Origin of the sequence: Bordetella genomosp. 2, assembly GCF_002261345.1 — a bacterium.
Classification (GTDB): Bacteria; Pseudomonadota; Gammaproteobacteria; order Burkholderiales; family Burkholderiaceae_B; genus Bordetella_A.
This window is the reverse complement of record NZ_NEVT01000009.1, coordinates 241,051-253,707: the sequence shown is the minus strand read 5'-3', so window position 1 is coordinate 253,707 and position 12,657 is coordinate 241,051. Positions and strand designations below refer to the sequence as shown.

Below are 12,657 nucleotides of genomic sequence, written 5' to 3'. Positions count from 1 at the left end.
CGGGCCGACCGGAACAACCGTGCGCGCGGCGCGCTGTATGTGAAGCGCGAGGCGAAAGGAAAGGAGGTCAGGAATCGATGGTGACCGGCATGGGGTCGGGAAGCTGACCCGACAAACTGCGTCAGTGACCGCGTGGTGCTACTCAGGGCGCGGATTTAATGCCGGCACAAATTTGTGCAGTGCCGCGATCATAACCCGAATTCGCCCTGGCGTACATCCCCTTGGTTTTCTTCGGTGGTCCAGTCAATAGGGGCTTTGCCTTGGGTGGCCAGCCAGGCATTGACCTGGGCGAAATGGCCGCAGCCCAGGAACGGCACAGGGGGGCGCCGCGCGGACAGCGGCGAGGGGTGGTTGGCGGTCAGCACCAGATGGCCACTGTGGTCGGGCAGCAACACCTGCTTGGCTTGCGCATGCGCGCCCCACAGCAAGAAAGCCTTGGGGGCGGGGTCGCGCGCCACCAGGCTGATCAGGGCGTCCGTCACCGTTTCCCAGCCGCGCCTGGCGTGCGAAGCCGGCTGGCCGTCTTCCACGGTAAGCGCGGTGTTCAACAGCAGCACGCCCTGGCGCGTCCAGCGCGACAAGTCGTTGCCGCGCGGCAGCGGCGTGCCCGGGTGGTCCTGGGCGATCTGGTTGAAAATGTTGCGCAGGCTGGGCGGGCGCTTGCAATCGTCGGGCACCGAGAAGGCCAGGCCCTGCGCCTGGCCGGGGCCATGGTAGGGGTCCTGGCCCAGGATCACCACCCGCACTTCGGCCGGAACCAGCCCCTCCAGGGCCCGGAACGGGGTGGCCGGATACACCACGGCGCCCTCGGCCAGCCGCTGCTCGACGTAGGCGGTCACCTCGCGCAGCGCCCGGGCCACGTCGGGTTGCTGGAACGCCGCTTGCCAGGCGGCCGGCAATTGGGCGGCCTGCGCGGCCAGGGAATTTTTCTGCAAGCGATTGTCAAAAGGCATGGGCCGGATTTTTGCATACCGCGGCGCCGTTCTTCCAATGGCGGCCCGGCCCGGGCGCCGCGCCCTTGAAACGCCGTGATGCCGCTTTTACATGGCGCGCCGGCCTGGCGCGCGACAGGCCCGCGGCGCGGGAGTAAAGTACATATGGCTGTTCCCGCCCGCGTTTCTCTCCACGGCATGCCCGCGGCGCCGGCGGCCAGTGATTTTCAGGAAAGACGAACATGAAGTCCCGATTTTGGTGCGCGGCCGTCGCGGCCGCCCTGCTGGCCACGGCCAGCGGCCAGGCCTCGGCCCATGGCCGCTACCATGGCGGCTATTACTCCGGCTGGTGGGTGGGCGGCGCGGCGCTGCTGGGCGCCGGCGTGGCGCTGGCGCTCAGCAGCGGGCCGCGCTATGGCTACAGCGGCGTCACGTATGTGTCGCCGCCCGTGTACTACCCGCCGGTGGCCTACCCGGCGCCGGTCTATGCCGCCCCGCCCGTCACCTACGTGGCGCCCACTGTCACGTATTCGACGCCGCGCATTGCGGCCTCGTCCAGCCTGGATGTCATCGCCTACCCGGCCAAGGGCCAGAGCGATGCCCAGCAGGCGCGCGACCGCGCCGAATGCCGCCGCTGGGCCATGAACCAGAGCGGTTTCGACCCCGACAACATCAGCGAATACACCACCGGCGTCGCTACCGAATCGTACAGCCGCGCCATGGGCGCGTGCTTCAAGGGCCGCGGCTACAGCATCAATTGAGCGGCGGGGGGTTCAATTCCCCCCAGCCGCCGCGCTGCCGGCTTCAGCGTATGGGCAGCGCGTACATCAGGCCGCCATCGCGCCATTGCGCGTTCAGCCCGCGCTCGATCTTCAGCGGGCTGCCGGCGCCCACGTTGCGGTCGAAGCTCTCGCCGTAGTTGCCCACCTGCTTGATGATGTTGTAGGCCCACTTTTCGTCCAGGCCCATGTTGGCGCCGGCGCCCGGCGTCACGCCCAGGATGCGGCGGATATTCGGGTTGGCGCTGTTGGTCTGCTGGTCCACGTTGGCGGAGGTGATGCCGTATTCCTCGGCCTCGATCATTGCCGACAGCGACCAGCGCACGATGTTCAGCCAGGCGTCGTCGCCCTGGCGCACGAACGGCCCCAGCGGCTCTTTCGAGATGATCTCGGGCAGCACCAGGTAGTCGTCGGGGTTCTGCAGCTTGGAGATGCGGATGGAGGCCAGGCCGGAGGCATCGGTGCTGAACACGTCGCAGCGTCCCGAGGCGAAGGCGTTGACCACTTCATTGAAGGTCTCGATGACCACCGGCTTGTATTCCACCTTGTGCGCGCGCGCCCAGTCGGCCAGCGTGTTCTCGTTGGACGTGCCGGTCTGCAGGCATATGGTCGCGCCATTGAGCTCGGTGGCGTGCTTCACGCCCAGCGACCTGGGCACCAGGAAACCCTGCCCGTCGTAGAAATTGATGCCGGCATGGATGATGCCCAGCGCCGTATCGCGCTGCTGGGTCACCGTGGTGTTGCGCGTCAGCACATCGACCTCGCCCGACTGCAGCGCCGTGAAGCGCTGCTGCGAATTCAGCGGCACGACCTTGATCTTCCCGGCGTCGCCGAACACCGCGGCGGCAATCGCGCGGCACAGGTCGACGTCCAGGCCGCGCCATACGCCTTTGGCGTCCGGCGCCGAGAAGCCGGCAAAGCCGGTCGTGGTGCCGCAGCGCAGTTCGCCCCGTTCGCGCACGACGTCCAGGGTGGCGGCCTGCGCGCCGGCCATGGCGCCGGCCAGCAGGGCGGCGCCGATCAATGTTCTTGCAATCTTCATGGTGTGCTTCCCCATAAGCGCGGCCGCCACAGCGCCGGCCGCATTCCGGAGCCCGACAGCTTAGCCAGCCCGTCGCGGCTCGCCAAATAACCTGATCGTCGTAAGATATACGCGACCAGGCATTTTGCGGAAGCGCAAACATTTGCGTAATAGGCCGCCGACATCGGCGCGATGGCCGTTGGCGTTGCGCCGCGCGGGTAGACTCGTGCACAGCCGTGCCCATCCGCACGGCGCCATTTTTTTGTCCGACAGCCATGGTCCAGATCCCCCTTTCTCCTTCTTCCTTGCACCGGCCCGCCGAGCCCCGGCAAGCGCCGCCTTCGGGCTGGGCCCTGTTCGCCCTGGGCTTCCGGCCCTTCTACCTGTGCGGCGCGCTGTTCGCCGCCGTGGCGGTGGCGGTCTGGGCGGGGCAGCTGGCCGGCCTGCTGCCGCCGCCGGGCGCCGGCGCCATGGGCCTGGCCCTGCTGTGGCATGCGCACGAAATGGTGTTCGGCTTCGCCGCCGCGATCGTCGTGGGTTTTCTGTTTACCGCCGGCCGCGCCTGGACCGGCGTCGACACGCCGGCCGGCCCGGCGCTGGCGGCCCTGACCGCGCTGTGGCTGGCCGGCCGCGTGGCTATGTGGTCCGGCCCGCTGTGGCTGGCGACCTTGCTCGACGGGCTGTTCCTGCCGCTGGCGGCGCTGGCCTTCACGCGCGTGCTGCGGCGCGCGGGCAATCGCCGCAATTACCCGCTCGCCCTCGCGCTGTGGGTGTACGGCGCCGTCAACCTGCTCTTTCATGCCTGCGCCTGGCTGGGCGAACCCGGCCTGGCGCTGCGCGTGTGCGTGGCGGGCCTGGCCCTGCCCGTGCTGTTCGTGGTGGTGATCGGCGCGCGCGTGCTGCCCATGTTCACGACCAATGCCGTGCCCGGCTTTCGCCTGAAGTCGTATCCCGGGCTGGGCAAACCCATCCTGGGGGCGACCATCCTGGCGCTGCTGGCCTGGGTGCTGGCCGCGCCCGGCTGGCTGATGGCGCCGCTGGCTGCGCTGGCCGGCGCATTGCTGGCGGTGCGGGTGGCGGGCTGGCGCGGCTATGCGGTGGGCAACCGGCCCATTCTGTGGATCCTGCACCTGGCGTACGCCTGGCTGCCGGTCAGCTTCCTGCTGCTGGCAGCCAGCGCGCTGGGCTGGGTGATGCCCGGCGTGGCAGAGCACGCCTTCGCGGTGGGCGTGGTGGGCACGGCCATCATCGCCATGATCACCCGCACGGCGCTGGGCCATACGGGCCGGCGGCTGGCGGCGGGCCGCGCCGAGGTCGCGGCCTACTGGCTGGTCGTCGCCGCCGCCGTGTTGCGCGTGCTGGGGCCGCTGGTCTGGCCGGCCGGCTTCCTGCATTGGCTCTACGGCGCCGCGTTGTGCTGGGTGCTGGGCTTCACGCTGTACGCGCTGGCCTACGCGCCCCGGCTGGCGCGTCCGCGAGTGGACGGCCGGCCGGGCTGAATACCGCCGGCGTGGCGGCGCGTCATGTGGCTGTGAGAGAATGGCCGCTCCCCTGATTGTCACGCCATGGCCACTACCAAGAAGCCCGCAGCCTCCGGCGCCGAAGCTCCCGCCACCCATGCGGCGCCGCCCGCCATGCTGGCGCGCATCGAAAGCCTGCTGTCGTCCATGGGCCCCGCCACGCAGCGCATCGGCGAATTCGTGATCCGGCACCCCGCCCAGGTGGTGCACATGTCGGTCAGCGAAGTGGCCGAGAAAACCGAGTCCAGCGAAGGCAGCGTCATCGGCTTCTGCAAAATGGTGGGCGCCACGGGTTTCCAGCAACTGAAGATCGCCCTGGCGCAGGAAATCGTCCGGCCAGTGCAGTACATCCACGAAGACCTTGCGCCCGAGGACAGCGCCGGCACGGTGGTGGGCAAGATCTTCCAGAGCAATATCCAGGCCCTGCAGGAAACCGCCTCGGTGCTCGACACACAGGCCCTGGAACAGGCCGTGCGGCTGCTCGCGCAGGCGCGCCGCATCGAGATCTACGGCATCGGCAGCTCGGCCACCATCGCCGAGGACGCGCACTACCGGATGCTGCGCATCGGCCTGAACGCCACCGCGGTCACCGATTCGCACGTGCAGGCCATCAGCGCGTCGCTGACCGGGCCCGACGTGGCCGTGCTGACCATCTCGCATTCGGGCAGCACCCACGAAACCGTGCTGGCCACGCGCCTGGCCAAAGAGGCCGGCGCGCGCACCATCTGCATCACCAACTTCGGCAAGTCGCCGATCCAGCCCTTCGCCGATGTGCTGCTGCACACCATGGCGCGCGAGACGCGCTTCCGCACCGAGGCCATGACCAGCCGGCTGGCGCAGCTCGCCATCATCGACGCGCTGATCGCCTGCCTGGCGCTGGCCAACTACGACAAGTCGGTCGACACCCTGAAGCGCACCTTCAACGTGCTGTCGCTCAAGCGCTACTGAGCGGGGCGTCGTCCAGCGCGAGCAGTTGCGCGGGCGTGGCCGCGGCCGCGCCCGCGTCGTGGCCCAGCAGCAGACAGGGCAGGCCGGCGCGCGCGGCGCCGGCGCCGTCGGTCAGCGGGTTGTCGCCGATGACCAGGGTGTCGTGCGGCGCGCCGCCCAGGCGGCGCAGCCCTTCCTCGAACATGGCCGGCTCTGGCTTGCCCACCATATGCCAGGACGCCACGCCGGCGCAGGCCCGCACGGCCTGCAGCAGGGCGCCGGTCTCCGGCACCTGCCGGCCGTCCGGTCCCGGGTGCGTCAGGTCGGGGTTGCTCACCACCAGGCGCGCGCCGCGCGCCAACTCGTGCGCGGCGTCGGCCAGCGCGGCATAGCCGAAGCGCTTGTCCAGGGCCAGCGCCACGATGTGCGCATCGCGCTCGACCAGCCGGCAGCCGCGCGCCGCCGCGTGGCGGCGCAGCGCCGCAGAGGCGTACATCAGGATGCGCGCCTGCGCATGGTGGCCGCGCAGGTACTCCACCATCTGTTCCCCCGCCAGCACCAGGTCCGCGGCGCGCACCGGCAGGCCCATGCCGCGCAAGCGCCGGGCCAGTTGGCGCGCCGTGTGCGTGGAGTTGTTCGAGACGATGGCGAAACGCCCGCGAAATGCCTGCAGCAACGCGTGCGCGCCGTCGATCGGTTCGTGTTCGCGGATCAGCGTGCCGTCCAGGTCCAGGATCAGCCTGGAGCGCCCGGCGTGCCAGGGCGTGGCGGACGGGCGGAATGGCGCGGGACGGGGCAGGGCGGGGGCAGCGTAGGTGGACATGCAATGCGTCGGCAGAAAAGGCCCGCGCAGTGTAACTGAGTAACGCTCAATTTGTAATAAACAATATTTGAAATCTATTCATTCGGCTGTCATGTTGGCTACCTAAGCTGCCATCCATCGACGACTCCCACTGCACGAGGACCCGTGATGAATGCGCTTTCTTCCCGCCCCTGGGCCGCGCTGGCGGCCAGCCTGCTGTTCTGTCTGCTGACCGCCTGCGGCAGCGGCAGCGACGACGATGACGATCCGCCGGTGCAGCAGCCCGAAACGCCGGAAACCCCCGCGCCGCAACTGCGCTGCGCGCCCTGAGCCGGCTGCCGCCGCGGCCAGCCTCGTCCACCGTTCCCCTTCCAGCCTGAGAACCTCCATGAACAAGCCTTTCCCCCCGGCGGCCGGCGACCTCGCGCCCCGCAATGCGAACCGGCGCGACTTCCTGCGCAAATCGGCCGGCGCCATGGGCGCCCTGTCGGCCGCCGCCATGCTGCCCGCGTCGATCCAGCGGGCGCTGGCGATCCCGGCCGCGGTTGAAACCGGCACCATCCAGGACGTCAAGCACGTGGTGATCCTGATGCAGGAGAACCGCGCCTTCAATCACTACTTCGGCGCCATGCGGGGCGTGCGCGGCTTCGGCGACCGGTTCCCGATCCCGCTGGCGAGCGGCAAGTCGGTGTGGTTCCAGTCCGACGGCACCAAGGAGGTGCCGCCGTACCACCTGGACCGCGAGTCGATGAACGCCATCTTCGTGCCGGGCACGCCGCACTCGTTTTCGGATTCCCAGGCGGCCTGGAACCAGGGCAAGTTCGGCTTCTGGCCCAAGTACAAGAACGTGCATTCGATGGGCTACTACCGCCGCAACGACATCCCGTTCCAGTACGCGCTGGCGGAAGCCTTCACCATCTGCGACGGCTATCACTGTTCGATCACCACCGGCACCGATCCCAATCGCATCGTGTTCTGGTCGGGCTCGAACTTCAACCCCGAGCTGGGCCGCCAGGGCATCAACTGCACCGATGCGGATTCCGAGCCGAACAATCTGCGCTGCTGGATCACCGGGGCGCTGCCCGAACCGGGCTACACCTACCAGGGCTCGTCGTTCAAGTGGCCGACGCTGCCCGACCTGCTGGAGCAAGCCGGCGTGAGCTGGCGCTTTTATCAGGACCCCAACAACAACTGGACCGGCGCCATGCACGGCGGCCTGGCATTCGAATCGTTCCGCACCGCCGAGCCCGGCTCGCCGCTGTATGAAAAGGGCATGAAGCACTACAGCCTTGAGGACCTGACCGACGACGTGCGCAACAACACCCTGCCGCAGGTCTCTTGGGTGCTGCCCTGGCCGGCCGTGTCCGAGCACCCCAGCGGCGGCGGCAGCACCTCGCAGGGCGCCGACTACATCTCGCGCGTGCTGGATGCGCTGACCGCCAACCCGGAGGTGTGGAGCAAGACCGTGTTCTTCATCACCTTCGACGAGAACGACGGGCTGTTCGACCACCTGCCGCCGCCCGCCGTGCCGTCGTACGACGCCGACGGCAAGCTGATGGGCAAGTCCACGGTGCCGCTGGACGGCGAGTATTTCTCGGACCCCGGCCGCCGGTACCTGAAGGAGGACGACACCATCAGCGGCACCACGCGCCCGTGGGGATTGGGGCCGCGCGTCCCGATGTACGTGATCTCGCCGTGGAGCCGCGGCGGCTGGGTCAGTTCCGAAGTGTTCGACCACACCTCGGTGGGCCGCTTCCTGGAGAAGCGCTTCGGCATCACGGTCGACAGCATCAGCCCCTGGCATCGCGCCGTGTGCGGCGACCTGACCTCGGCCTTCGACTTCGCCAGCCCCAACGATCCGTCCTTCCCGGTGCTGCCCGACAATGGCGACTACGCCGCGCAGGAGGCCCAGCAGCGCACCCTGCCGCGCGCCGATCCGCCGGCGACGCCGCAGGCGCTGTTCCAGGAAACCGGCACCCGCCCTTCGCGCGCACTGCCGTATGAGCTGCACGTCAGCGCCAGGGTGGGCGAGGACGGCCGCGTGACGCTGCTGTTCAGCAATACGGGCACGGTCGGCGCGGTGTTCCATGTGTACGACAAGAAGCACCTGGACCTGATCCCCCGCCGCTACACCGTCGAGCCCGGCAAGCTGCTGGAAGACGACTGGGACGCGCCCGCCGACGGCGGCGATTACGACCTGTGGGTCTACAGCACCAACGGCTTCGTGCGCACGTTCAGCGGCAACGGCGCGACCGGCGCCAAAGTGGAGGCGCAGGTCTGCTACGACGTGCAGAACGGCGCGGTGTACGCCAAGGTGGCCAATGCCGGCAGCGCGCCGGCCAGCGTGACGCTGCAGGCCAATGCGTATCGCGGCGACGGCCCGTGGCAGCTCGACGTGCCGGCCGGCGGCGTGGCCGAGCAGCACTGGACGCTGGCCGACAGCGGCAACTGGTACGACTTCACGCTGGTGGCCGACGGCGTCGAGCGACGCTTCGCCGGCCGGCTGGAAACCGGCAAGCACGGCATCAGCGACCCGGCCATGGCGACCACGCTCTAGCCTGCGGGGACCGGCGCGTCAGGCACCTTGCCAGGGGATCGAGGTGTCTGGCGCCTTCCCTGGGGGCCGAGGTGTTTGACACCCCTTGCCGCGCCCGTTGCCGGCGCGGGGTGCTCCATGGGGTGTCAGACACCTTCCCGGGAGAACCGAGGTGTCTGACACCCCTTGCCACGCTCGTTGCCGGCCCGGGGTGCTCCATGGGGTGTCAGACACCTCCATGCGCCAAGCGGCGCCGGGCCTTTGTATTCAATGCCACAACAAGGCGTTCATGGCTTCGGCCAGCCGGTTGCGGTAGCGCGGCAGCAGTTGCTGGATGCGGCTTTGCCGCGCGTGCCAGTCCGGCGGTTCGGCGCCGGGGGCGACGCGCGGCGGCGCCCATACCGCGTCGGGGAAATGCCGGTCGCCGCGCCAGCGCGGGATGATGTGCCAATGCAGGTGCGGCACCATGTTGCCCAGCGAGGCCAGGTTGACCTTGTCGGGCGCCAGGATGTCGCGCTGCGCCTGTTCCACGGCGTAGACCGCGCGCATCAGCAGCTCGCGCCCGTGGGTGGACAGGCTGGTCATCTCCGGGATGTGGGCGTTCCAGATGACCCGGGTGAAACCCGGGTAGTCGGCATCCGGCACCTCGATGACGCGCAGGTGCGGGCCCTGCCACAGCAGGTCGCCGCCGTCTTCGCGGCACAGGGGGCAGTCGGGGTCGCGCGCGCTCACAGGACCTTCCGGTACTGCACAAACCCGGGCCGGTCGGCGATGCGGTCGTACAGCTGCATCGCCGTATGGTTGGTTTCGTGGGTCAGCCAGTAGACGCGCGCGGCGTTGACGGCGCGCGCCTGAGCGTATACGTGCTCGATGAGGGCGCGGCCGTGGCCGCCGCCGCGCACGTCCGGCGCCACGAACAGGTCCTGCAGGTAGCAGTAGTCGCCGGCCGTCCAGGTCGAGCGATGCAGGATCCAGTGCACCATGCCCACGGCGCGGCCGCCGTCATAGGCCAGCGCGGCGTGCATGGGCTCGGCCGGGTCCAGGAAGCGTTCCCAGGTGCTGCGGGTGACTGCGTCGGGAATGTCGACGTTGTAGAAGGCCTGGTAGCCCTTCCAGAGGGGCAGCCAGACTTCGAAGTTGGCGGAGACGACAGGGCGGATATCGGCGGAGGGCTTGGCGGGCTTCATGGGCAGAACCGGAGGGTCAGAGGGAATCTTCCAGGGCGGCGACGATATGCCGCAACACCTGCACGCGCGCGTAGCGCTTGTCGTTGGACGGGATCACGTGCCAGGGCGCGTGGGCGCTGTCGGTGCGCGCCAGCATGTCGTCGACCGCGGCGCCGTACTCGCGCCACTTCTTGCGGTTGCGCCAGTCGTCGGGCGTGATCTTGAAATGCTTGAACGGCGACTGTTCGCGTTCGCGGAAGCGCCGCAGTTGTTCGTCGGCGGTGACCGCCAGCCAGAACTTCAGCACGATGGCGCCGTGCTCGGCCAGCTGGCGCTCGAAATCGTTGATCTCGGTATAGGCGCGGCGCCAGGCGGCCGGCGCGGCCAGCCCCTCGACGCGCTCGACCAGCACGCGGCCATACCAGGAGCGGTCGAAGATGGCGATGCGGCCCTGTCGGGGCAGGCGGCGCCAGAACCGCCACAGATACGGGCGCGCCAGTTCGTGCCGGGCGGGCGCGCTGACCGGGGTGATGTCGAACTGCCGCGCGTCCAGCGCATGCGTGACGCGCCGGATGGTGCCGCCCTTGCCGGCGGCGTCCTGCCCTTCGAACACCAGGACCAGGCTGCGCCGGCGGAAGTCCGGCGAACGGACGGCGCGCGCCAGGCGCCCCTGCAGCAGGCCCAGGACGGTTTCGTAGTCGTCCTTGTCGATATGGGCGTCGTAGTCGAGCTGCTCGAGCCGGCGGGCGCCGCGCGCCGGCTTCGCGGGCGGCCCGGCATAGGCCGGATCGACGCGCGGCGCGGCGCGCTGCCGCAGCGCGGCCAGCACCGCTTCGCTGGTGCGCACGGCGCGCAGGCGGTCGTCGGCGCTGGGGATCACCACCCAGGGCGCGTGCGCGCCGTTGGTCAGGCCGATGGCCAGGCGGCCGGCATCGCACAGGCGGTCGTATTTCTTGCGCACCTTGCGGTCGGCCGGCGTCACCTGCCAGGCGGTTTCGGGGCTGGCCAGCAGGCGCTCGGTGCGCTCGGCCTGCGCCTTGTCCGACAGGTGGTACCACAGCTTGATGATCTGCACTCCGTCGGCCGAGAGCACGGCCTCGAAGCGGCGGATGGCCTCGGCGTGCGCCTCGATGCGGCGCTGGCGGGGCTTCTTGCGGGCGGCCTCGAGCAGCAGCGGCACGTACCACGAGCCGAACACGATGCCGGTGCGGCCCTTGGCCGGCAGTTCGTTCCAGTAGCGCCACATGGGCGGGCGTTCCTGCTCGTCGGGCTCGGGGGGGCCGAACGCCAGGGTCTGGATATGGCGCGGGTCCATCCATTCGTTCAGCAGGTTGATGGTGGCGCCCTTGCCGGCCCCGTCGATGCCGGCCACCACGATCAGCAGCGCGCGCTCGGCGCGTTCGAGGCGCTCGTACTGCGCCTTGAGCAAGGCGACGCGCAGCCGCGCTTCCTGGGCTTCATAGGCCTCTTTGGACAGGGAAGGGTCGGATTGCGCTTCGGCGAACATGAGGCAACGCGTGCAAGGCCCGGCGGCGATGCATCGATGTTGCGGGATATTGGCGCGCGGCGCAAGCGGCGAGCGGCGGCGTGCCGGCAGGAGGTGTCAGACACCCACGGGGTGTCTGACACCTGGCAGAGGCGGTGGCGTGTCGGCGGAAGGTGTCAGACACCCATAAGGGTGTCTGACACCTGGAGGCGCCGCGCTATTTGTACGACCGCACGTCGTCGATCACCTTGCCGTCGTTCGGCAGGCTGCCCGGCTCGGCCCATTGCACGTCGGCGCGCAGCTTGGTCACCTCGCGCACCGATTCGGCGATGCGCGCGGCCAGCGCGTCGCCGCGCTCGGGGGCCTCGACCTGCAGCACCATGCGGTCGGCTCCCATTTCGCCGCTGACCACCAGCCGGGCGCGCGCGATCTCGGGGTGGCGCGCCAGCACTTCGGCGACCTGGGACGGATGCACGAACATGCCGCGCACCTTGGTGGTCTGGTCGGCGCGGCCCATCCAGCCCTTGATGCGGATATTGGTGCGGCCGCAGGGCGACGCGCCGGGCAGAATGGCCGACAGGTCGCCGGTGCCGAAGCGCACCAGCGGGTAGTCGGGGTTGAGCGTGGTGACGACCACCTCGCCCACCTCGCCGTCGGGCACTGGCGTGCCGGTGCCCGGCCGCACGATCTCGACGATGATTTCCTCGCCCACCACCAAGCCCTCGCGGGCGCCGGTCTCGAAGGCGATCATGCCCAGGTCGGCGCTGCCGTAGGCCTGGTAGCCGTCGATGCCGCGCGCGGCCAGCCAGTCGCGCAGCGAGGGCGGAAACGCCTCGCCCGACACCAGCGCGCGCCGCAGCGACGGCAGCGGCACGCCCAGTTCGTCGGCCTTTTCCAGGATGATCTTGAGGAAGCTGGGGGTGCCGGTGTAGCCGCTGGGGGCCAGGTCGGCAATGGCGCGCACTTGCTGTTCGGTCTGGCCGGTGCCGCCCGGGAACACGGTGCAGCCGACCGCGTGGGCCGCCGTTTCCATCATGGAGCCGGCCGGCGTGAAATGGTAGGAAAAGCAGTTGTAGGTCAGTTCGCCCGACCGGAAGCCGGCCGCGTACAGGGCGCGGGCGAAGCGCCAGTAGTCGGCGCGCGCGCTCTCGGGTTCGTAGATCGGGCCGGGCGAGGCGAACACGCGCAGCGCCTGGCCCCAGCCGATGGTCGAGAAGCCGCCGAAGGCCTTGGCCGCGCCGGCCGGGCCGGCGCCGGCCCGGCTGTGCTGCTGGCGTTCCAGCAGTTCGTGCTTGCGCAGCACCGGCAGCGCGGCCAGCGCCTGCCGCGATGTGATGCCGCGCGGGTCGACGCCGCGCAGCTGGGCGGCGATGGCGGGCGCCCCGGCCATGGCGCGTTCGATGGCGCCCGGCAGGGCTGCCATCAGGTCGCGTTCGCGCTCTTCGGGGGCGCGGGTTTCCAGTGCATCAAAAAACGCAGGCATGAGGT

12 protein-coding genes are annotated in these 12,657 nt (G+C 69.7%); 5 read left to right on the top strand and 7 right to left on the bottom strand.

What is annotated here, in order from left to right; genetic code table 11:
* Window positions 1–188: 188 nt before the first annotated feature.
* Window positions 189–953, bottom strand: a complete 765-nt coding sequence (locus CAL24_RS22625) for a uracil-DNA glycosylase (RefSeq protein ID WP_094807985.1) — start codon at window positions 951–953, stop codon at window positions 189–191.
* 221 nt (window positions 954–1,174) lie between these two features.
* Between CAL24_RS22625 and CAL24_RS22620 the strand changes: the two genes are divergently transcribed.
* Window positions 1,175–1,693 carry a hypothetical protein gene (locus tag CAL24_RS22620; protein WP_094807984.1) on the top strand — a complete coding sequence of 173 codons (519 nt, stop codon included), beginning with the start codon at window positions 1,175–1,177 and terminating at the stop codon, window positions 1,691–1,693.
* Between the two features lie 43 nt (window positions 1,694–1,736).
* On the opposite strand, the gene CAL24_RS22615 is transcribed toward CAL24_RS22620, so the two are convergent.
* Window positions 1,737–2,753 carry an amino acid ABC transporter substrate-binding protein gene (locus CAL24_RS22615; protein WP_028354393.1) on the bottom strand — a complete coding sequence of 339 codons (1,017 nt, stop codon included), beginning with the start codon at window positions 2,751–2,753 and terminating at the stop codon, window positions 1,737–1,739.
* A 254-nt stretch (window positions 2,754–3,007) separates the two neighbouring features.
* Between CAL24_RS22615 and CAL24_RS22610 the strand changes: the two genes are divergently transcribed.
* Window positions 3,008–4,231: an NnrS family protein gene (locus tag CAL24_RS22610; RefSeq protein ID WP_094807983.1), complete on the top strand. Its 1,224-nt coding sequence runs from the start codon at window positions 3,008–3,010 to the stop codon at window positions 4,229–4,231.
* A 135-nt stretch (window positions 4,232–4,366) separates the two neighbouring features.
* On the top strand, window positions 4,367–5,200 hold the full coding sequence (locus tag CAL24_RS22605) for a MurR/RpiR family transcriptional regulator (protein ID WP_094808120.1): 834 nt from the start codon (window positions 4,367–4,369) through the stop codon (window positions 5,198–5,200).
* Here CAL24_RS22605 and CAL24_RS22600 read toward each other — a convergent pair.
* Window positions 5,187–6,002, bottom strand: coding sequence for an HAD-IIA family hydrolase (locus CAL24_RS22600; protein WP_051439407.1), 816 nt, complete (start codon window positions 6,000–6,002; stop codon window positions 5,187–5,189). The genes CAL24_RS22605 and CAL24_RS22600 overlap by 14 nt on opposite strands.
* Before the next feature lie 147 nt (window positions 6,003–6,149).
* Here CAL24_RS22600 and CAL24_RS24190 point away from each other — a divergent pair, with 147 nt between their 5' ends.
* On the top strand, window positions 6,150–6,311 hold the full coding sequence (locus CAL24_RS24190; RefSeq protein ID WP_155808184.1) for a hypothetical protein: 162 nt from the start codon (window positions 6,150–6,152) through the stop codon (window positions 6,309–6,311).
* A gap of 58 nt (window positions 6,312–6,369) precedes the next feature.
* Window positions 6,370–8,538 carry a phosphocholine-specific phospholipase C gene (locus CAL24_RS22595; RefSeq protein WP_051439406.1) on the top strand — a complete coding sequence of 723 codons (2,169 nt, stop codon included), beginning with the start codon at window positions 6,370–6,372 and terminating at the stop codon, window positions 8,536–8,538.
* Between the two features lie 246 nt (window positions 8,539–8,784).
* On the opposite strand, the gene CAL24_RS22590 is transcribed toward CAL24_RS22595, so the two are convergent.
* The 4 genes from CAL24_RS22590 to CAL24_RS22575 all read right to left on the bottom strand — a co-directional run bounded on the left by CAL24_RS22590 (window position 8,785) and on the right by CAL24_RS22575 (window position 12,652).
* Window positions 8,785–9,249, bottom strand: a complete 465-nt coding sequence (locus CAL24_RS22590; protein WP_028354388.1) for an HIT family protein — start codon at window positions 9,247–9,249, stop codon at window positions 8,785–8,787.
* Window positions 9,246–9,704: a GNAT family N-acetyltransferase gene (locus CAL24_RS22585; protein ID WP_028354387.1), complete on the bottom strand. Its 459-nt coding sequence runs from the start codon at window positions 9,702–9,704 to the stop codon at window positions 9,246–9,248. Before CAL24_RS22585 ends, CAL24_RS22590 begins: the two co-directional genes overlap by 4 nt.
* A gap of 16 nt (window positions 9,705–9,720) precedes the next feature.
* Window positions 9,721–11,190, bottom strand: a complete 1,470-nt coding sequence (pap, locus tag CAL24_RS22580) for a polyphosphate:AMP phosphotransferase (protein WP_094807982.1) — start codon at window positions 11,188–11,190, stop codon at window positions 9,721–9,723.
* Window positions 11,191–11,386: 196 nt separating this feature from the next.
* On the bottom strand, window positions 11,387–12,652 hold the full coding sequence (locus CAL24_RS22575) for a phenylacetate--CoA ligase family protein (RefSeq protein WP_028354385.1): 1,266 nt from the start codon (window positions 12,650–12,652) through the stop codon (window positions 11,387–11,389).
* Window positions 12,653–12,657 lie beyond the last annotated feature (5 nt).

What these genes read in the sequence shown, in the direction of transcription:
- CAL24_RS22610 (WP_094807983.1), top strand. Translation starts at nt 3,008, where the DNA reads ATGGTCCAGATCCCCCTTTCTCCTTCTTCCTTGCACCGGCCCGCCGAG.
- CAL24_RS22615 (WP_028354393.1), bottom strand. Translation starts at nt 2,753, where the DNA reads ATGAAGATTGCAAGAACATTGATCGGCGCCGCCCTGCTGGCCGGCGCC.
- pap (WP_094807982.1), bottom strand. Translation starts at nt 11,190, where the DNA reads ATGTTCGCCGAAGCGCAATCCGACCCTTCCCTGTCCAAAGAGGCCTAT.
- CAL24_RS22625 (WP_094807985.1), bottom strand. Translation starts at nt 953, where the DNA reads ATGCCTTTTGACAATCGCTTGCAGAAAAATTCCCTGGCCGCGCAGGCC.
- CAL24_RS22605 (WP_094808120.1), top strand. Translation starts at nt 4,367, where the DNA reads ATGCTGGCGCGCATCGAAAGCCTGCTGTCGTCCATGGGCCCCGCCACG.
- CAL24_RS22620 (WP_094807984.1), top strand. Translation starts at nt 1,175, where the DNA reads ATGAAGTCCCGATTTTGGTGCGCGGCCGTCGCGGCCGCCCTGCTGGCC.
- CAL24_RS22575 (WP_028354385.1), bottom strand. Translation starts at nt 12,652, where the DNA reads ATGCCTGCGTTTTTTGATGCACTGGAAACCCGCGCCCCCGAAGAGCGC.
- CAL24_RS22600 (WP_051439407.1), bottom strand. Translation starts at nt 6,002, where the DNA reads ATGTCCACCTACGCTGCCCCCGCCCTGCCCCGTCCCGCGCCATTCCGC.
- CAL24_RS22585 (WP_028354387.1), bottom strand. Translation starts at nt 9,704, where the DNA reads ATGAAGCCCGCCAAGCCCTCCGCCGATATCCGCCCTGTCGTCTCCGCC.
- CAL24_RS22595 (WP_051439406.1), top strand. Translation starts at nt 6,370, where the DNA reads ATGAACAAGCCTTTCCCCCCGGCGGCCGGCGACCTCGCGCCCCGCAAT.
- CAL24_RS24190 (WP_155808184.1), top strand. Translation starts at nt 6,150, where the DNA reads ATGAATGCGCTTTCTTCCCGCCCCTGGGCCGCGCTGGCGGCCAGCCTG.